Annotated in this window: 13 protein-coding genes; 6 read left to right on the top strand and 7 right to left on the bottom strand. The window is 58.3% G+C overall.

The features are described from left to right. On the bottom strand, nt 1–1748 hold a 1748-nt coding region (locus VMJ32_01440; GenBank protein ID HTQ37657.1), incomplete at its 3' end, for a lipase maturation factor family protein. Nucleotides 1749–1952: 204 nt separating this feature from the next. On the opposite strand from VMJ32_01440, the gene VMJ32_01435 reads away from it, so the two are divergent. The 4 genes from VMJ32_01435 (at nt 1953) to VMJ32_01420 (ending at nt 10186) form a co-directional block, all read left to right on the top strand. Further along, nucleotides 1953–2873 (top strand): hypothetical protein, encoded by a 921-nt coding sequence (locus tag VMJ32_01435; protein HTQ37656.1) that lies wholly within the window; start codon nt 1953–1955, stop codon nt 2871–2873. Between the two features lie 235 nt (nt 2874–3108). Continuing rightward, nucleotides 3109–6606, top strand: a complete 3498-nt coding sequence (locus VMJ32_01430; protein ID HTQ37655.1) for a transglutaminase family protein — start codon at nt 3109–3111, stop codon at nt 6604–6606. Nucleotides 6607–6693: 87 nt separating this feature from the next. After that, complete coding sequence (locus VMJ32_01425) at nt 6694–9297, top strand: circularly permuted type 2 ATP-grasp protein (protein HTQ37654.1); 2604 nt, start codon at nt 6694–6696, stop codon at nt 9295–9297. 10 nt (nt 9298–9307) lie between these two features. After that, nucleotides 9308–10186, top strand: a complete 879-nt coding sequence (locus VMJ32_01420; protein ID HTQ37653.1) for a transglutaminase family protein — start codon at nt 9308–9310, stop codon at nt 10184–10186. Nucleotides 10187–10254: 68 nt separating this feature from the next. Here the strand turns inward: VMJ32_01420 and pyk are convergent, their stop codons facing one another. After that, nucleotides 10255–11664 (bottom strand): pyruvate kinase, encoded by a 1410-nt coding sequence (gene pyk / locus VMJ32_01415; GenBank protein ID HTQ37652.1) that lies wholly within the window; start codon nt 11662–11664, stop codon nt 10255–10257. Nucleotides 11665–11893: 229 nt separating this feature from the next. Here pyk and VMJ32_01410 point away from each other — a divergent pair, with 229 nt between their 5' ends. Continuing rightward, the gene (locus VMJ32_01410) at nt 11894–12316 is read left to right on the top strand and encodes a secondary thiamine-phosphate synthase enzyme YjbQ (GenBank protein ID HTQ37651.1); all 423 of its coding nucleotides are present in this window, start codon (nt 11894–11896) and stop codon (nt 12314–12316) included. A gap of 90 nt (nt 12317–12406) precedes the next feature. Next, complete coding sequence (locus VMJ32_01405; protein ID HTQ37650.1) at nt 12407–13720, top strand: acetylxylan esterase; 1314 nt, start codon at nt 12407–12409, stop codon at nt 13718–13720. Nucleotides 13721–14018: 298 nt separating this feature from the next. On the opposite strand, the gene VMJ32_01400 is transcribed toward VMJ32_01405, so the two are convergent. The 5 genes from VMJ32_01400 to VMJ32_01380 form a co-directional block, all read right to left on the bottom strand. Continuing rightward, nucleotides 14019–14507 (bottom strand): response regulator, encoded by a 489-nt coding sequence (locus VMJ32_01400; protein ID HTQ37649.1) that lies wholly within the window; start codon nt 14505–14507, stop codon nt 14019–14021. Next, entirely contained in the window at nt 14476–16185 is a 1710-nt protein-coding gene (locus tag VMJ32_01395; protein ID HTQ37648.1) for a response regulator, read from the bottom strand. The genes VMJ32_01400 and VMJ32_01395 overlap by 32 nt, the downstream gene beginning before the upstream one ends. Beyond that, complete coding sequence (cheB, locus tag VMJ32_01390) at nt 16161–17285, bottom strand: chemotaxis-specific protein-glutamate methyltransferase CheB (GenBank protein ID HTQ37647.1); 1125 nt, start codon at nt 17283–17285, stop codon at nt 16161–16163. Before cheB ends, VMJ32_01395 begins: the two co-directional genes overlap by 25 nt. A 21-nt stretch (nt 17286–17306) precedes the next feature. Then, nucleotides 17307–19610, bottom strand: coding sequence for a response regulator (locus tag VMJ32_01385; GenBank protein ID HTQ37646.1), 2304 nt, complete (start codon nt 19608–19610; stop codon nt 17307–17309). Continuing rightward, a partial coding sequence (locus VMJ32_01380; protein HTQ37645.1) for a methyl-accepting chemotaxis protein occupies nt 19610–20567 on the bottom strand: 958 nt, incomplete at its 5' end. The genes VMJ32_01380 and VMJ32_01385, both read right to left, overlap by 1 nt.

Below are 20567 nucleotides of genomic sequence, written 5' to 3'. Positions count from 1 at the left end.
TTGAGCAAGGCCGCCACCCCCCTATCCCCTTGGAGCAATCTCACCAAAAAGAGTTTGAACCAACGGCTGTCCTCGGGGGCGCCCAAGGCCGCGAACCACATTTGCCAATCCAAGCGGGGTTGATGGGGCGTGTTGCAGCGCGGCGGCTGCGACAAATCGCCCGGTTTCCAACGAAATGGGTACGGCTTCCAGGTGGCCCCGTCAGCGCTGCCTTCGATGAGTATTTCGGGGCGTGTTTCGGTCATCTGCCGAAACAGCCCATAGGAATTTACGAAATAGAACTGCGTAATGTCCAGTTCTTCGGCCAGTGAAAGCCCGGCTTCCGCATTAGGCGCCACGGCCTCCTTCACCTGGCCCAGCCCAATCAGCAGCGCCAAAGCGGCGAAGGGAAACAGCACAACGCTCCGCCAGCGCGTGGGCGAAGCCAGCACCGGCCAATCGGTCCCGCGAATCCGCCGCTGCAAAAACTGGGGCCACAGTTTGTCGTCCAAGAGCGTCAGGGCCAGAGCGATGGTCAGCAGATTGAAGAAGTTGTAATTTCCTGTGGCGGCAATCAACAGCATCAGCAGCGTGATGGCGCTGAGGGCGATAAATCGCAGCAGCCGCGGCCCAAAAAATAGCCACGGCGTTCCCAGCTCGACAACCAGCACAAACACGACCGACAGCTTTTGAAACCACTCCGGCAGTTTCGCCGCATACCAACTGGTCCACATCGGCAACGGCTGCGTCCAGTAGTGGAAATTTAATGCCGTCAGCGAATGCCATGTGTTCGGTAGCGGCAATCCGTCTGGCCCGAGCACGCCCGCGTTCCACGTCAGTTTCACCGCGCCCGATTCCAGCATCAGCCGGAACAGCAGCCACCAGAGGAGCCAGATCGCCAGTCGCGGTGGGTGCCGGTCGGCGAGAAACTTGGAGCGCACCACGAAGGGCGCTAAAAAAATCGCCGCGAAACCGGTTTCCAGCAGCAAAATATCCCATTGAAAACCCAAAAATACCTGGCCCGCGTGAAAGAGCGAAAGATAATCCAGCCAGAGCAAAACCAACACGGGCAGAGGGAGCAGACCAGCGATCAGCATCAGCGACAACACCGTTCCGCCGGCGCATAGCACGTGCAGAAAACCGTCGTGCGGGTTGAGCCACGCCAGCGTGGGGAAATTCCAAACGGGCGAGAGGGGCGGCGTTTGTTGCGCAAAAATTTGCTTGAGCCTGTCGAGATGATCTGCCAGCGGCAGAATTCCGTGGTCGCCGATCAGTCCGTCGATTTGCACCCACAATGATACGAAGGCGATCAGATAGATCGCGCCCAATAACCGCAAAAACAGCGCGCTAGCGATGTGATACGTGGGCTGCTTTAAATCTTTGCCCCACCAAATTCGCCGGACCATACTCAGCGGCTGGCGATTGGCGGCCACGAAACGATACGCCAGCTCGGCCAGAAAAGCGAAAGGAGGCAGTCGGGTGTACATCCACAACAGCCAGCGCTTTCGCCCGCAGAATGCCATGGCCCTGAGAACCGCTTCCGCCCCGCGAGAAGCGCGGCCATCGACTTCGACAAAGTGTACAGCGCGGCCAAATTGTTTTTCGCTGATTTGCGGAAACTGGGCGCCGATTTCCTGATACGGAGCAAAGTTGACTTGTTGCCCAATCGCTTCGCGCCAACGGTTCACACTGGCCCGGCAAAACCCACACTGGCCGTCAAACACCATGACGGGGCGTTGAGAGTTTGGCCGTTCAAGCGGATTAGGCATATTAAATGATGGTGTTGGAAGTTTCGCTGTGATACACTCAACGCCGCGTGGCAACCCGCCCTACCCTTTCGAGGAGATCGAACCATGGTTCGCCTGTCTTGCGGTGTTATTTTAGCCGTTCTGGCAATTGTGGCGAGCAGCGACTGGGTTAGGCTTTCGCGTGCTGGGTCGCAGGATGCAGAATCGAAACCTGAATTGAAAGTTGTGAACACTTTAAAAATCGGGGGCGAGGGCCGATGGGACGACCTAACGGTCGATGCAGCGGCAAACCGATTGTATGTGACTCGGGGCACTCACTTGCAGGTGATCGATACGAATCAGGGCACGGTGATTGGCGATGTGACCGGTCTGCAGGGATGTCATTCCGCGGCCATCGTCAAGGACAAAAACTTGGGCTTTGTAACAAGCGGCCGCGAGAACGCCGTGGCGGTGTTCGATCTCGATACGTTCAAAGTGCTTCGCAAAATTAACACACCGGGCGCGGGCAGCCGGAACCCAGATGCCAGCGTGTACGACCCCGCTTCGCAAAAAGTATTTGTGTTTTGCGCCGGTGGCGATGCCTTAGTGATTGATCCGGCGAATTTGGACACCCCGCCGGTGACAATTACCTGCGGCGGCAAACTGGAATTTGGCCGGGCGGACGGCGCGGGCCACGTGTTTGTCAATGACGAAGATCACAGCCAAGTGATCGTCATCGATAGCAAGGCGCTGAAGGTCACGGATAAGTGGCCTTTAGAACCGGTGAGCGGGCCCAGCGGATTGGGGATCGATGTGGCACATCATCGGCTGTTTTCAGTGGGTCGAAATCAGAAAATGGCCGTGCTTGATTCCGACAGCGGCAAGCTGTTGGCCACAGCGCCGATCGGCAAAGGAGTGGATGGCTGCGCGTTCGATCCCAAACTGGGCATCGCATTGAGTTCGAACGGCGCGGATGGCACGGTTACCGCGGTATGTGAAAGTTCGCCGGGCCAGTTCAGCGCCGTGCAAACGTTACCCACATTGAAAACCGGTCGCACGATTGCCAACGATCCGCAGACGAGCCAGTTTTTCATTCCCGCCACGATACCGGCGGAGGGGGACAACCCATCGCAGTTTGGCGTTGTCGTGGTCGGAGCCGCGAAGTAGGCGATTCCGCCACCACCTCGCCAGAGCAGGCTGAAGCGCCTTACGGCATAGCGTTTGCGATGCTATGATTTTAGTCTTCGGTTTTCATTCGATTTTGCTGGTTTCGGCCCATAGATTAAGCTGGGCGGTGCTGCGCAAGTAGGCAAGTGCCGTTTTTCGAACTATCTTTCTGAGGGCTGTTTCCAGCGAAGGTCAAAGCGGACGGAATCGCGCATCCTCAGAGGGCTCCGTTTTCATGTCGATCCGTGTGGCGCTCAACCACCGCACGAGCTACCGCTACGACCGTCCAGTTGCGATCTCTCCGCATGTGGTCCGACTTCGGCCCGCGCCGCATTGTCGTACGCCCATTGTTAGCTACTCGCTGCGCGTGCGGCCGGAAACGCAATTCTTGAATTGGCAACAGGACCCTTACGGCAATTTTCTGGCTCGCTTTGTCTTTCCGGAACCAGCCAGCGAACTGAGCTTGGAAGTTGATTTGATCGCCGAGATGACGGTGATCAATCCCTTCGATTTCTTTTTGGAACACGACGCGATTCACTACCCGTTTTCCTACGATGACTGGCTGCGAGCCCAGTTAGCGCCGTTTTTGATGACGGCGCCTGTTGGCCCGCGTTTCCAAAGTTTTCTGGCGGCAGCGCCGCACAACCCCGCAGTAACACCGCAAGCATCTACGCGGACCGTAGACTTTTTGGTCGACGTAAATAGTTATGTGCATCGCTCGGTGAAGTACGTTATCCGCCTGGAGCCAGGCGTGCAGACACCAGAGCAGACGTTGGAAATGGGAACCGGTTCCTGTCGCGATTCCGCCTGGCTGCTGGTGCAAACATTGCGACACCTGGGCTTGGCCGCGCGATTTGTTTCCGGCTATTTGATTCAGCTCAAGCCCGATGTAAAACCGCTGGAAGGGCCTGCCGGGGCGGAACACGACTTCACGGATTTGCACGCCTGGGCTGAAGTGTACTTGCCCGGCGCGGGTTGGGTGGGCATGGACCCGACATCGGGTTTGCTGGCCGGCGAAGGACATTTGCCGTTGGCGGCCACGCCGGAGCCGTTTTCGGCGGCGCCCATTAGCGGCAGCGTCGATCCGTGCGAAGTGGACTTTAAGTTCGAGATGTCGGTGCGGCGCATTCATGAAGACCCGCGCGTCACGAAACCGTACACCGACGAGCAATGGACGCGCATTGAATCGCTGGGACATGAAGTCGACCGGCTGTTGGATGCGAACAACGTGCGGCTGACCATGGGGGGTGAGCCCACGTTTGTTTCCGTCGACGACATGGATGGCGCGGAATGGAACACCACCGCGCTGGGTCCGCACAAGCGAGAATTAGCTGGGAAATTGTTTTGCCGCCTGGCCGACCGCTTCGCCACCGGACCGCTGATGCATTACGGACAGGGAAAATGGTATCCGGGCGAATCGCTGCCGCGCTGGGCACTGGGTTGTTATTGGCGCTGCGACGGCGAGCCCGTTTGGCGAAAGCCGGAATTCATCGCCAAGGATGAAGTACATTACGGCTTCGACGAAAATCATGCCCAGCGGTTTGTGACGTCGCTGGCCGAACGGCTGGAAGTCGGCGCGGAGCACGCCATTGCCGCTTACGAAGACGCCTGGTACTACCTGTGGAAAGAACGGCGCTTGCCGGCGAACGTCGATCCGTTCGATTCCAAATTGGAAAATGCCGAGGACCGCGCCCGATTGGCCAAAGTTTTTGAGGACGGTTTGCAGAAAACCGTTGGCTACGCTCTGCCGCTGCGGGTACACACCAGCGGTCCGGACAAAACCGAGTGGGCAAGCGGCCCGTGGTTTTTTCGGCCGGAACGGATGTACTTGATACCGGGCGATTCGGCGATGGGGTACCGCTTGCCGTTGGATTCGTTGCCGTGGACAGTTCCGGGCGAAGACCGGCAGATTTATGAGCGCGATCCGTTTGCCGATCGAGGACCGCTGCCGCAATTTTCCGCCAACGGATTCGGGAACGGATATCCCTGGTTGCATCGGCCGAGCCAAGCGACTGCGCGCCGGCAATATATTCACCAGGTTGCCGGCGTCAGCGGGCTGGGGGACGCCGCGCTGGGTGAAGCAGGCTATGGTGAATTCGTCGAGGGTTTGGCGGGGACGGGTTTGTCGGAAGTCACAGGCGAATTTGCGCCGGCCACAGCCCTGGCCACGGATTCACAGTCGGCTACTTCGCGGTTGCCGAAATCTCTTGTACGGACCGCCGTGTGCGTGGAAGCGCGGCAAGGAACCTTGCATGTCTTCATGCCGCCGGTCGGCAGAGCGGAAGATTATTTGCGTTTAGTGCAGGCCATTGAAGCCACGGCCGAAGAACTTGCCCTGCCAGTACGCATCGAAGGCTACACGCCTCCGCACGATTATCGTTTACAACACTTCAAAGTGACGCCGGACCCGGGCGTGATCGAAGTCAATTTACAGCCGGTCCGCAAGTGGGACGACTTAGTCCGCAACACAACCACGCTGTACGACGAAGCGCATCAGAGTCGCTTGGGCACGGAAAAATTCATGCTCGACGGACGGCACACCGGCACCGGCGGCGGAAACCATTTGGTGCTGGGCGGGGGCACGCCGCAAGAAAGCCCGTTTTTGCGCCGCCCGGACTTGCTGCGCAGCTTAATCGCATATTGGAACAATCGCCCGTCGTTGTCGTATTTATTTTCCGGGTTGTTCGTCGGACCCACGAGCCAAGCGCCGCGGGTCGATGAAGCCCGGCACGAGGCGGTTTACGAATTGGAAACCGCGTTCACCCAATTGCCGCTGAACGGGTCGCAGTTTCCGTGGATGGTGGATCGCGTGCTGCGGAACTTACTGGTGGACGTTACCGGCAACACCCATCGAGCAGAATTTTGCATCGACAAGTTGTTTTCGCCCGATACGGCACATGGCCGGCTGGGCTTGGTGGAGTTTCGTGCCTTTGAAATGCCGCCGCACGCCCGCATGAGCCTGACGCAACAATTGTTGATGCGAGCGTTAGTGTCGCGGTTTTGGACGGAAGCCTATCGAGCGCCGCTGGTGCATTGGAGCACGGCATTGCACGATCGGTTCATGCTGCCGCACTTTGTGGCGCAAGATTTCCAAGAAGTGTTGGAAGAGCTTCGCACGGCGGGCTATCCGTTTGAGCAAGATTGGTTTGCCTCGCACTTTGAATTCCGCTATCCGATTTTAGGGCAAGTCACGCAGCGGAATGTGGAAATTGAGTTGCGGCAGGCCATCGAGCCGTGGAACGTATTGGGCGAAGAGCCAGCGGGCGGAGCGACCGCTCGATACGTTGATTCGTCCGTGGAAAGACTGCAAGTGAAAGTGCGCGGCATGACCGACCCGCGACATGTGCTGGCCTGCAATGGGCGTCGCGTTCCGCTGCATCCGACGGGCACGCCGGGAGAATTTGTGGCCGGCATTCGCTATCGCGCGTGGCAGCCGCCCAATTGTTTGCATCCGACCATTGGCGTGCATGCTCCCTTGGTGTTTGATTTGATGGATTTGTGGAACAGCCGATCGGTGGGCGGTTGCACGTTGCACGTTTCTCATCCCGGCGGACGGAGTTTTGATCGGTTTCCGGTCAACGCCTACGAGGCGGAAAGCCGCCGGGGCGCGCGATTTTTTGGCATGGGACACACGGGTGGAAAACTCCGCATGCCGGCAACCGAACACAATCGCGATTATCCCATGACCCTCGATTTGCGGCGGCCCATTGAGTTGGCGACAATGAATGAATGAGTTGCGATTGTCGTTGCGACTTAACCTCGTTATGCTGTCGGCGGTTACGCGGGGATTCTTGAGCAGTGATCCTGAGTTGATTTAATCATGGGCGAGGCAGCTGCGTTTTCCAATCCATTGCCCCGCGACGGGTTGCTGGCGGATTACCGTCCACCGGCCGGTGTGTTTGACGAAATGGTCACTCCCACGGGGTCGCTGCGAACGCCCTGGGAGCAATTTATCGGCGGGGTTAATCGGGCCGGGGCGGGGGGGCTGGCACAGCGATCGGAGCAGGTTAAGCGTTTGCTGCGCGAAAGCGGCGTGACGTACAACGTGGTGGGCGCACCGCAGGGGCCAGATCGGCCGTGGGAGTTGGATCCGCTGCCGATGCTATTTGAAAAACGAGCCTGGGAAACGCTCGCCGAGGCGCTGATTCAACGGGCCACATTATTGAATCTGATTTTGGCCGACGTGTATGGGCCACAACGGCTGGTGAGCGAAGGGGTATTGCCGCCGGCGGTGGTTTTCGATCATCCCGGTTATTTGCTCCCCTGCCACGGCATTCGGCTGCCTGACGACGCCTATTTGTGCTTGTACGCCGCCCATTTGGCCCGCCAACCGGATGGGCAATGGATGGTGTTGAACGACCGGACACAAGGCCCTTCGGGCACGGGCTACACGCTTGAAAACCGGATTGCGGTGTCGCGCACCTTACGGAACGACTTTGAGACGTTGCACATCGAACGGTTGGCGCCGTTCTTCATTGCGCTGCAGGAGCGGCTGTTTTCGCTGGCGCCCAAGCAGCGCGAAAATCCGCGCGTGGTGCTGCTTTCGCCGGGCATCAGCAGCCCCACTTTTTTTGAAGACGGGTACATGGCCCGTTATCTGGGTTACACGCAGGTCGAAGGGGGTGATTTGACGGTCCGCGGAAACTGTGTGTATTTGAAAACGCTGGGCGGATTGCTGCCGGTGGACGTCATTTTGCGGCGCATTCCCGACCGGGACTGCGATCCGTTGGAACTGGAAGGCAATTCGCCCTTTGGCACGGCCGGTTTAGTGCAAGCGCTGCGTGACGGCGAGGTGGTGATTGCCAACGCGGTGGGCTCCGGCTTTTTGGAAGCTCCCGTGCTGGCGGCGTTTTTGCCGGCGGCTTGCCGCTTGCTATTACAACAAGACTTGCAATGCCCGTCGTTGCCGACGTGGTGGTGCGGCGACGCCGAGTCGATGAATTATGTGGAATCGAATTTAAGCCAACTGATTGTGCGACATGCCTTTAAGCGCCGGACAGCGCCGCCGATTGCGGGGGGTGAATTGACGGACGATCAGCAGCGTCAACTTATCGAGCAAATGCGCCGGCGGCCGGAACATTTCATCGCACAAATGCCCGTCGAACGATCGACCACGCCCGTTTGGAATGGGCACGCCGTTCAACCGTGGCGCGTGGAGCTGCGCACGTTTGCGGTGGCTGCGAAAGACGGGTACCAAATCATGCCCGGCGGATTGGCGCGATTGTTCGAAAGCCCGCAAACCATCGGCGAATCGATGGCCGCCGGGCAAAGCAGCAAAGACGTATGGGTATTGTCCGACGCGCCGGTGGAACCGGTGACGCTGCTGAAGCAACCGTCGAAATTGATCGAGTTGCGGCGCAGTCCCGCCGATGTGCCCAGCCGCACCGCCGACAATTTATTTTGGCTCGGTCGGCATGCGGAACGTGCCGAAGCGATGGTGCGGCATTTGCGCAGTTGCATCGTACGGCTGACCAGCGACCTGGAACCGACGGGTTTGGCCGAGTTGTTCGATTTGGTCGCCGCGCTTACGGACGTTCCCGGTGCGGCGGCACTGCCTTCGTTCGGCCCGGAAAGGAATACGGAAGTGGTTAGCTCGCTGCGGCAGGAGGTGATTCGGTGGCTGTTCGATGCCCAACGGCCCGGCGCTTTGGCGTACACCCTGGAAGCGCTGCACAGCAAGGCCTCTCAAGTGCGAGACCGTTTGTCTGTGGACGGCTGGCGGATTGTCAATCAAATGAATTTGACCGCGCTGTTTCCCTGGGAACCGCAACCAAGCCGGCTGGGTGATTTGGTGTTGCTGCTCAACCAAGTGCTTAATTTATTGGCGGCGCTGTCCGGCCTGGGAACCGAAAGCATGACGCGGGGGTTAGGCTGGCGGTTCCTGGACATGGGCCGCCGGATTGAGCGCGCATTGCAGACACTGCGTCTTTTCCGCCGCACGCTGGTCAGCGCTACCGCCGAAACCACACCGCTGTTTGAAGCCATTTTGGAAATATGCGACAGCTCCATGACGTATCGCTACCGCTATCGGTCCACGCTGCAACTAGCACCCGTGTTGGATTTGCTGCTGATCGACGATTCGAATCCGCGGGCGGTGGGTTATCAACTGAACTCGCTGTCGGAGCACGTGGCAGTGTTGCCCGTCATGGTGGGTGATCCGGTCCACAGCGCCGAACAGCAAACGATGATGACTGCCCAAGCCACGGTCCGATTGACCGACGTGGAGGCACTGTGCACGGCCGATCAATTTGGCCAGCGCGACCGGCTGGAAGCGCTGCTGGAACAATTGGAAGATCAATTGCGCAGCCTGTCGGACGAAATTACGCATCATTACCTAACCCACACCGGCCCGGCTCGTCAGTTACGCCTGGTGGCGGCCGGTCGATTCGACACGCTGCGAATGGACGGCACGCACAGCAAATGAAACACGGCAGATGAAATACAACGTAATTCATATCACGCGCTACATGTACACCGATACGGCCACGCTGTGCCATAACCAGGCCCATTTGACGCCGCGCGAGTCGGCGCGGCAAAAGTGCACAAGCTGCAAGCTCGATATCCATCCGGGGCCGGCAATGGTGCGAGCGTGGGCAGACGCCTTCGGCAACACGGCCACGTATTTCAGCATCGAACAAGCGCACCGAGAACTGAGCGTGGTGGCGAAAAGCCAGGTGGAGGTTTTGGGCAGCCCGAATCCGCCCGATCCGCAGCTCCTTTCGTGGGAAGATGCGGTGGAGCGACTGGAAAGCCCCGAACTTCGCGCCCAGCACGATCCGGGGGTGTTTTTGTGCCGCTTCAATTCCGCGAGCAACGGCGATGAAGTGCGAAAATATGGGGCCCAATCGTTCGCGCGGCAGCGCTCGCTGTTCGACGCGGTGCTGGAACTCACGATGCGGATTTATGCCGACTTCCGGTATGATCCGGCGGCCACGAGCATTAGCACGCCCCCCGCGGAAATTCTGCAGCGGCGGCGCGGCGTGTGTCAGGATTTTGCACACTTGCAAATTGCCTGCTTGCGGTCGCTGGGATTGTCGGCCCGATATGTCAGCGGATATTTGGTGACAAAGCCCCCACCGGGCAAGCCCAAGCTGGTGGGGGCCGACGCCACGCATGCCTGGGTTTCGGTATACTTTCCGGACTGGGGTTGGGTCGACTTTGACCCGACGAATCGTCAATTAGCCGATGCCGATTACATTACGTTGGCTTGGGGCCGCGATTATGCAGATGTGTCGCCAATTCGAGGAGTCTTTTTAGGCGGCGGCGCTCATTATATGACCGTTTCGGTCGATGTCACGCCAGGTGCGAATTGAATTGGCCCGTCATCGGCAGCAACATGAGTTTGCGCCCGTGAATGGGTTTCCGCCACGGTCAGAAAGCTTTATTCAACTTTCCGCAATTGAATGGTGTCGATTACTTTCTCATGGGCCAGGGCATTGGTGATGACGACCAGCCAAGTTCCTTCGCCACACCATCCGCGCCGTTTGAGGTACGCCAGGGCGTCGAGAATGGTTTGCTCCGGATCGACATTGAACGGCATGAGAAACGGCTCTACCCCCCAGGGGAGCAACAGTTGGCGGAACAAGGCTTCGTCGTCGGTAAAGGCATAAATGGGCACTCCCACCGCGCGCAGCGCCGCCAGGGTGTAAGCCAGAAATCCGCTGCGCGTAAAAACGACAATGCCGGAATTGCCCATTTGCTGAGCCAAAACGGCCGCCGAGCGTAGCATTTTGGCCTTCGGCTCGGTGAGCTTGATCACCTCGTTAATGCCGCGCTTTTCGGTGGGCTCGATGGTCTTTACGATGTTCTTCATCACTTCGATGCATTCCAACGGGTATTTGCCCGTGGTGGTTTCGCCCGAAAGCATAACGGCATCGGCCCGTTCGCGGACGGCGGTGGAAATGTCGGAAATTTCCGCCCGCGTGGGCATGGGCGCGGAAATCATCGATTCCAACAAATGCGTGGCGATGATGACGGGTTTGCCTTCGGTCAAACAGGCTTCGACGATTCGTGTTTGCACCAGGGGCAGAGTTTGGTAATCGATTTCAATTCCCAAATCGCCCCGCGCCACCATGATGGCATCGGCAGCTTTGATAATTCCTTCCAAGTTTCGCAGGCCGCCCTGATCTTCAATTTTGGCGATAATTCGGGCTTTGGAGCCCAAGTGATCCAGCAGTGCCCGCAGAACCATCACGTCTTCGCTGCGGCGTGCGAAAGAGAGTGCCACAAAGTCGATTCCCGCTTCCACGCCGGCGCGAATATCGCGCTCGTCTTTCTCCGTGAGCGAGGGCAAATTCACTTCGACGCCTGGCAAATTGATGTGCCGCCGCGATCCCAATCTGCCGGGTGTGAGCACTTTGCAACGCACATGCGTTTCGTCTTTATCGAGCACTTCCAGGCGAATCAGCCCGCTGTCGACCAGCATGGTTGCGCCCACGTGTACGTCAGTCGGCAAGCCCGGATAATTGACGTCGACGCCGCGCGAACCGTTGGACGGCTGGTGGGTGTAAAATTCAAAACTGTCGCCGTATTGGAGGTCGATGGGCTCCGCCAGGGCGCCGGTGCGGATTTCCGGACCTTTCACATCCATCATCACGGCCACGTGCCGCAAAACTTCCTTAGATACTTCGCGCACACGTTTGACCAGCGACAGCACCCAGTCGCACGAGCCGTGTGCCATGTTCAGGCGGATGACATCCACGCCGCCGGTGATGAGCTGGGTGAGACGTTCGTGAGATTCCGTCGATGGGCCGACGGTGGCAATGATTTTGGTATGCCGGTAAGTAGGCATAAGAGTGCAAAGTTCATAGCACTCCTCCTCACCCTCGAACTCGCTGATTGTAACAAGCGATTCGGCCCGGCGATAGTGTCTGTCTGCGGTTTGTCGGCGTTGATCTTCAAGACGTAAGAGTTCACTCGTAAAACACGAACTGATTGGCGTCAAACGACTTGCCCAGCGACCATAGCATCCGGGAACGGAGTGGAATCTCGCCCAGGTCGTGTACAATAGGTGCGGCGCCATGAAATCTCTGACTGAATATCTGACGTTGAACATTCCCGCCCGGATGGGGTTTGTGAACATCACGCCGCAGGTCGAGGAGCTGGTTCGCAAAAGCGGCATTCAGGAAGGACTGTTGCTTTGCAACGCCATGCACATTACGGCTTCGGTCTTCATTAACGATGACGAGCCGGGCCTGCACGAGGATTACAAAAAATGGCTGGAGCAATTGGCGCCATTTGATCCATCGCCCAGCCGCTATGCTCACAATCGGACGGGGGAAGACAATGCCGATGCCCATCACAAGCGGCAGATTATGGGGCGCGAAGCGGTGGTGGCCGTTACCAAAGGCAAGCTCGATTTCGGTCCCTGGGAGCAGATTTTTTACGGCGAATTTGACGGCCGGCGGTCCAAGCGGGTCCTGATAAAAATAATTGGCGAATGAACGAGTTTCGTGGCATGATGATATGGTGATTCGAGAGGGAGTTCACAAAATGTGGTGCTGAAAACCATCTGCACACGAAGGAAACGCCCCGTGAAACTTGCCATTCGTATTTCGCTCGCCGTTTTTATTTTTGCCGCGCTTTTCCACCGCCCGCTCGTTGGTCAAGTTGCCGACGCGCCAGACGGAAACGTGGCCGGCATTGCGGTTAACTATACCGAGGCGAAGGTCGGCGACTACACGCTTCCTGATCCGCTGAAACTTGCCAACGGGCAAATGGTGGTCGACGCGAAAACATGGAACGAGCAGCGCCGCGGGGAAATCGTCAAGCTGTTCGAAGACAATCAATTCGGCAGCAGTCCGGATCGCCCCGCCGATATGCAATTCGACGTGTTCGATGCCGGCACTCCGGCCTTCGATGGCAAAGCGCTGCGCCGGCAAGTGACCATCTATTTCGCCAAAGATAAATCCGGCCCGAAAATCGAATTGCTCCTGTATTTGCCGGCCGATGCCAAGCAGCCGGCGCCGGTGCTGCTGAACGCCGGCTTCACGGCGAACAACCTGATGGTGAACGACCCGGGCGTGAAGGTCGGCGAAACTTGGGATCGCCAGCAAAAGCAGCGCGTGCCCGCGACCAATGGCCGCCGCTTCGGAAGTCTGAACGTGGCGCCGCTCGTGGAAAAAGGCTTTGGCGTCGCCACGGTGAATTATTGCGATATCGATCCCGACGCCTTGGGCGCCGTCGCGTCCGGAGTGCGGGGCCTGTATCTGAAGCCGGGGCAAACCGAGCCCGCCCCGGACGAATGGGGCGCCATCGGCGCCTGGGCCTGGGGATTAAGCCGCTGCTTGGATTATTTGGAAACCGATTCCGGCGTCGACGCCAAACGCGTGGCCCTGATGGGCGTTTCCCGGCTGGGCAAAACCGTGTTATGGACTGCCGCCCACGACACGCGCTTCGCTTTGGTCATTGCCAGTTGTTCCGGCGAAGGAGGCGCGGCCTTAAGCCACCGCAATTATGGCGAAACGATTGCGCATTTGGTGGCGCCCACTCGCTACCCTTACCAGTTCTGCGGCAATTATTCCAAGTGGGGCGACAAGATCGATCAATTCCCCATCGATAGCCACATGTTGCTCACGCTGATTGCGCCCCGTCCCGTCCTTTTGCAAACAGGCGATACCGATCGCTGGTCGGACCCCAAGGGAGAATTCTTGGCCGCGGTCGCAGCCGGGCCGGTTTATAAGCTGCTCGGCAAGCAAGGGCTCGACACCGACCAAATGCCCGCCACCGGCGAACCGATTTTGCACACCCTGGGCTACTTCATGCACGCCGGCGGCCACGGCACAATTCCCAGTGATTGGGAAATTTTTCTCAAATTCCTGCAAATGCATTTGCAGCCGGGAACGTAGCTCCACCAGGCGGGGACAGCAGATCCTAGCGCGCGAGGTCGTAGCAGCCTTCGCTACTGCAAATTCGATTTCGGTCTGTGGGAGCAAATTCCTAACTGCGAGTGTGATGGCCGGCGAGCGAGGCGAGTCCTGTGGAAGATCATCGAGACTTCCTTTGACTTGCCAACACCGCACGCTAGCAACGGCTCTTTCTCAAAAGCCGCGCGCAGATTAGCTGTACCGCCTTCGAAGTCTGTGCGGACGCTAGCTGGAAAGTAAAGCGGGTCTGGCTCGAAGCTAGGGGCAATTGGCTGACGCTTCAGAAATGCGGTATCGTTCCAACGGCGTCGGTGCAATTTGCGGTCGGAAGCACGATGAGACCAAACCAGTAACCAAGAAAGAGGTTGATTTGTTCGTCAAATTTTTTCAAATCGACTGGCTTCGTCATATAAGAGTTGGCATGCGCGTCGTAGGCTTTGATAATATCAACTTCCCAATCGGAAGTGGTCAGAATGATGATGGGGATGCGTTTCAAATCGGGATCGTTCTTGACCACGCCCAGCATTTCGCGACCGTCCATGCGGGGCATGTTCAGGTCGAGCAGAATCAAATCTGGCCGGGGCGCGTTTTGGAACGGCGCTTCGCGCCTCAGGAACTGAAGACCTTCCACGCCGTCGCGCGCCACATGCAAGGTGAATGCATCGGCGTCGCGGCCTTCGTGAATGGCATGCTTGGCAATATACACATCGTCGTCGTTATCCTCGACCAGCAGCAGATTAGCTGGCGGCAAGGCAGGCAGTGGACACATTCTCGTTCTCCTGGTGATGATGAAGGGGGATGGTAAAGCGGAAAGTGCTTCCCTTACCCCATGCAGACTCGACCCAGATTCGTCCCCCGTGGCGTTCCACAATTCGCTTGCAAACGGAAAGCCCGATGCCCGTGCCGGGGTATTCGGTGCGGTTGTGCAAGCGTTTGAAAATTTCGAAAATACGTTCGTGGTATTCCGGAGCGATTCCAATTCCGTTATCGCTGACGTAGAACTCGCAGGTTGTTTCGTGTTGTTCGGCGCCAATCCTGATTTCCGGCGTGGCGGCAGCCCGATATTTCAAGGCATTCCCGATGACATTTTGCAGCAACTGCACCATTTGGCTGCGGTCGGCCCAAACAACGGGCAGCGGTTCGCAATGAATCGCCGCCTGAGTATCATTCAAGGAGCCTTGCAAATTGGCGAGGGCATCGGCCAAAGCCAGCTGAACATCCACCGGTTCATAAGGGTTCTGGTGCTCTTGGCTGGCGCGAGAATAGGCCAGCAGGTCTTGCACGAGGGCTTTCATTCGCAGGGCGCCTTTGACGATTCGTTCCATGTAGTCGCTGGCTTCCGCATCTAACTGATCGGCGCTTTTTTTCTGGAGCAGATTGCAGAAACTAATGATCGACCGCAGGGGCTCCTGCAAATCGTGCGAGGCCACGTGTGCGAATTGTCGAAGTTCGCTGTTCGATTGTTTTAGCTCCTCGTTGAACCGTTCGAGCTCTGCTTTGGTCTTTTGCAATTGCTCGGCGACCTCTTCGGCATGCCGCTGCCGTTCCTGGGCAATGCGCGCCTCGGCGGCTTCCTTTTCCGCACGTGCGTGGGCGGCTTCCAATTCCTTTTTGTTCAGTTCCTCTAAGATGCGTTGATTTTCCTGCTGATAAAACTTTCGTCGTAGCAACGCGCGGATGCGGCCCTTCAGAACGGCGACATCGCTCGACTTGCCCACAAAATCGTCGGCGCCGGCTTCCAGGGCGCGCGTCAAATCGTCCTTATCTTCGTGGCCGGTCAACATGAGCACCGCAATGGGAGAATCGAGACGTTCCCGCATGGAGGTAATTCTGCGGCAGACTTCGATGCCATCCATTTCCGGCATCACCAGATCGACCAGCACGCAATCGAAAACATCTTCGTCCACGCGTTTTAGGGCGTCAGGGCCATTATTGGCGTGCGCGATCAAATACCCTTCTTCCTCCAACAGCGCGGTCAGGTGCATCAGATAGGTGGGGCTGTCGTCGACGGCCAGGATGCGCGCCCGCTTGAAGTGTGAATCGATAGGTCGCAACAGCGAGGACGTTTTGGCGGTTCGTTCCAGCAGAGCGCGCACGCGGAGGACAAAGTATTCGGTATCGGTCGATTTCAGCAAAAAATCGTCGGCTCCGCTGTCGAGGCCGCGGACTTCCATGCCTTCCTCTTCATCGGAGGTGAGCATGACGATGGGGATGTGGCGCATGCTGATGTTCATCCGCACCTGGCGGCACAGCTCGTCGCCGCGCATTCCGGGCAGCATATAATCGACCACCAGCAAATCAGGCGGCTGCCGATGAATTTCGGCCATGGCCTCGTCGGCATTGCCGGCGCACTGCGCGAGCCAGCCTTGCCGTTCCAACTCGGCTTGGAGTTGCAACGCTTGGGTCGGCGAGTCTTCGACAATCATGATTCGATAGCGGTTGCGCATGGCTTGTTCTTTCTGGAATTGCAAGACAGTTGTCGGAGCGCGCCGGCGATGGCCGACAGCGGGAGCGAGACACACTCGGCGCCCAATTCTCGTGCCGTGCCGGGCATGCCGTTCACGATGGCGCTCGACTCATGCTCGGCAATGGTAAAAGCTCCGGCACGTTTCATCGCCAGTAGGCCGTCCGCTCCGTCTCGTCCCATTCCGGTCAGCAACACCCCGATGGCGCGCGAACCAAACCTTTCCGCCAGCGAGCGAAACAACACCGTGCCGGACGGGCAATGGCCGTTGTCTGGCGCGCTTCCTCCGATGGAAAAGCCCGTCGGCTTGACCAGCAGATGGCGGTCTTTGGGCGCAACATAAACGTGGCGTGGCTCGATCGGCAGTCCCTCCACGGCTTGGTACACCTGCAGCGGTGAGACGTGATTAAGCCAGTCGACAAAGCCCTCGTGAAAACTGGGGGTGATGTGTTGGACGACCACGATCGGCAAGCGAAAATCGGCCTTCAACTGCGAGAAGATTACTTCCAGCGCGTGGGGACCGCCTGTAGACGCGACCACGCCTACCACGGCAAATTCACCAGCGGCCTTGGACGGCATGCTTGAAGCACACGTGAGGGGGTCCCGGGGCGGCATTCGGGCATCGTCAATTCTCGAATGATGGCTACGATTGAAACGTTGGCGGACTACTTTGACTTTGCTCATGTCGGCCAATTGCGTGCATAGCCTGTGCGACATCGCTTGGTAATCGGCGTGCGCAACACTCACGGGTTTTTCCAAAACGGCTAACGCCCCGGCCTGCAGAGCTTCGATCGAGGCGGTTTGGTCGCGGGACCGAACGCTGCGCGAGACAACCACAATTGGCGTGGGTCGTATTTCCATGATGCGGCGCGTGGCTTCCAGCCCATTCATGCCGGGTAAATGGATATCCATCGAAATGACGTCCGGCGCCGTCGCACTGAGCAATTGGAGCGCTTGCTCGGCACTACTGCACGAGGCAGCGACGCGGAGTCGCGGATCTAAATTGATGACGTGCTCCAGCATTTCGCGAACCACGCGCGAGTCTTCTACGATCATGACTTGGATGGGCTGCTGTTCAGTCATAGGAAAATCCACGGAGCATCTTTATAAGACTTGCTCGATGGTGCTCAACAAATCTTGATGGTCGAATTTGCGTTTCACGATGTAGGCATCGGCGCCCAGTTCCAGGCCGCGCTGTTTATCGACGGATTGATCGCGGGAAGTCACCAGGATGACCGGCAATGACGCCATGCGGGTATCGGCCTTCATTTGCTCCAACAGGGCGAATCCGTCCATTCGCGGCATTTCAATATCGGTGATCACCAAATCGACTTTTTCGGATCGCAACAGTTCCAGGGCTTGCACGCCGTCGACGGCGACACGAACCTGATATCCGTTGGTTTCCAGGATGCTGGTTTCCAACGTGCGTGTGGTGAAGGAATCGTCGACCACTAAGATGGTAGGCGAGCGTTTGGCGTCTGCGGGCTTGATGGTTGCGGCAACGCCCGTCTTTTTCGACGGCTTGAATCGTTCGACAAGATCCGCGGTGTTGACCACCGGCGAAACGGAGCCGTCTTCCAGCAGGATGCCCCCGAGCAAAGCACTGTGCGTGTTGGCCGGCGGGCCGAGGTTTTTAATCAGTGCGTTGCGTTCGGCCACCAGGGCGTCGACCACCACGGCGACACGCCTGGAAGCGGAGCACATAAGAACCACCGACAAGGCGTCGCCTGCTGGGGCTTCGCTGGGCAAGCTGTTGTCCAACAGTTGCGCCAGGCCAGCCAGGGGCGCCAGTTGACCAGCGAGTGAAACCATTGGAATTCCTTCGACAGTCTCCACAGCGGACAGTTTGATCCGGTGCAACGCCTCGATGCCGTAAAAAGGAATGGCGATGGTCTGCCCATGGCACGAAACCAACAGCAGCCGGTGGGTGGAAATCGACAACGGCACCGTCAGCAGAATTGAAGTGCCTCCGCCGCCGCGCGGCCGCACCTCTACTTCGCCTTGCAAGCGTGTCACCGCCTCGTACACGGCCGATAGGCCCATGCCGCGACCCGACAATTCGGTGACCATACGAGAAGTGGTAAAGCCGGGCAGAAGCAGCAGTCGCGTCAATTCGACAGGCGATTGAGAGGTCGCTTCCGACTGTGAAAGAATTCCTCGTTGGACCGCAATGTGTGATACCTCGGCCAGGTCCACTCCCCGCCCGTCGTCTTCAACTTCGATCGTCAGTCGGCTGCCGATGGTTTGAATCGTGAGGGTGACCTGGCCGGCGGCGGATTTGCCGCGCTCGGTTCGCTCCGCAGGCAGCTCGATGCCGTGCGTGATGGCATTTCGCAATACGTGCATCAGCGGGTCTTTCAGGGTTTGAAGCACCATGCGGTCGGCCAGCGCCTCGAAACCGACGACGGAAAAGTCGATTTGTTTGCCCTCATCGCGGGCCAAATCGCGCATCATTTTGCGGAAACCCTGGAACTCGCTCTCCACGGGGACCATCCGTGCGCGGCGCACATCGTCCTGTAACTGCTCGGCCAGCAGTCGCACCGAACACGAGGAGCGGTGCTGGAGCAACCGCGCCGAGCGGACGTGCCGAGCAAGGCCGGTGAATTCGTGCTCGACCAGATCGATGTACTTGGCCAAACCAGCCATTTCCGGGGTGTTGTTCATCCGGCGCAGCGGGCCAGCCGTCGTCCGTTTGAGCGATTCCCACTCTCGTTGGAGCGCAATCAACTGCTGGTGAAGGGCGCTTAATTGTTGCGATAGCGCCTCCTGCTGCAAGTTTTCGGTTAATAGCTGACCGGTTGATTGCAGCAGACGGTCGAGGTGTTCAGTGCTTAAGCGCACCGTGTCGATGGCCTGCGTTGCGGTCCGTGGGAGCGGCTTGGATACCGTGCCCTGCTCTGCCAAGTCGGATGCCGCATTCATTGAGAGTTTTTCTGAATTCGCAGCCGGCGGCGAGCGACGCTGGAAGGTTTCGCGCGCTGGACTGTCTTTGATCGGCGATGCCGCCACCAGGCCGTCGCTTGCTTTTGACGTAGACTGCAAGAAGCCAGCCAAACTTTCGCTGACCTGGTTGGAGTCGGGAGCAGGACTCCCTTGCAGCAGGCAAGCCGCCGAGTCTTCGATCGCATCCAGTGCGCTTTGGACCGCCGTAATCACTTCGGCATCGGCGGGCAATTCCTTGGCGCGCAACAGCGAAAACAAGCCCTCCAATTGATGAGCCAGCGTTTCGACCGAGGAAAAGCCCGTCACCCGGGCCGCCCCCTTGAGACTGTGGGCGTGGCGGAAAGCCTCGTCGACTTCGGCAGTGGCATCCTCGTGACCCCAGCGAGCCAGGCACGAGCGGATGGCCTCCAGATGCTCGACGTGCTCCACTTGGAACGCCGCGAACAGCTTTTGGTTAATGTCCATTAGAGCTTGTATCTCCCCACGGCTTCGCGCAATTGATGGCTTTGCGAATTGAGGCTGGCAACCGCCTTTTCCAGCTGCACGGTGCCGACCGCGGTTTGCGATGCAGCCTGTCCGATGTCCTGCATTCCTTGGGTGACTTGTTCAAAACCAATTTGCTGCTGCCCGGTGGCGCTGATAATTTGCTGGAAAGCGCGGACGCTTTCTTGCGTCATGTCGGACATGGCACGGATGGTTTGCTCGCTGACGTCGGTTTGCTGCTTGCCGGCTTCGGTGCGCTTGACGGCATCTTCGGTGAGCATGACCGAACGATTGATGCGTTTTTGAATGTCGCCCAAGATGGTCCGGACCTGAATGGTGGATTCCTTGGCCTGGTCCGCCAGATTCTTAATTTCGGTGGCCACGACGGAAAATCGACTCCCTTGTTCACCCGCCGCCGCAGCCTCGATGGCGGCATTCAGCGCCAACAGGTTGGAACGTTCGGCGATATCGTTGACGGTGGCAATAATTTCGCTGACGGCCTGAGTCTTCTCGCTGAGGGCGACAATATTTTCCGCTACATCTTCCACTTGCTGGCGAATGGCCTCCATGGTGCGATTGGCCTCTTGCACCGTATTCAGCCCGGCCACGGTGCTGGTGGCGCTGGATTCAGCGGCGGTGGCAACTTCCTTGGCGCGTTCTGAAATTTGCACGCCCGATTGCCGCACCTCGTTCATGGTGGCGGTAATTTGCTGAATGGTGGCGGCCTGTTCTTTGGTGCCGGTGGCCTGTTGCTGCGTGGAAGCCAGAATCTCCGCGGAAGCGGCGTTCATTTTTTCGGTCACGGCCAAAATTTCGCCGCCCATACTCTTCAGTCCGACGACCATTTCGTTGATTCCTTCGCCGAGCTTGCCCACCTCGTCGGCGCTGGTGACTTCCGCCTGTTTCGTCAGATCTCCCTTGCCGACGCGGTCGACGAAT

This window comes from Pirellulales bacterium (assembly GCA_035499655.1).
Classification (GTDB): domain Bacteria; phylum Planctomycetota; class Planctomycetia; order Pirellulales; family JADZDJ01; genus DATJYL01.
Note: the sequence above shows the minus strand (reverse complement) of the source record. Positions and strands in the feature narration are given on the sequence as shown.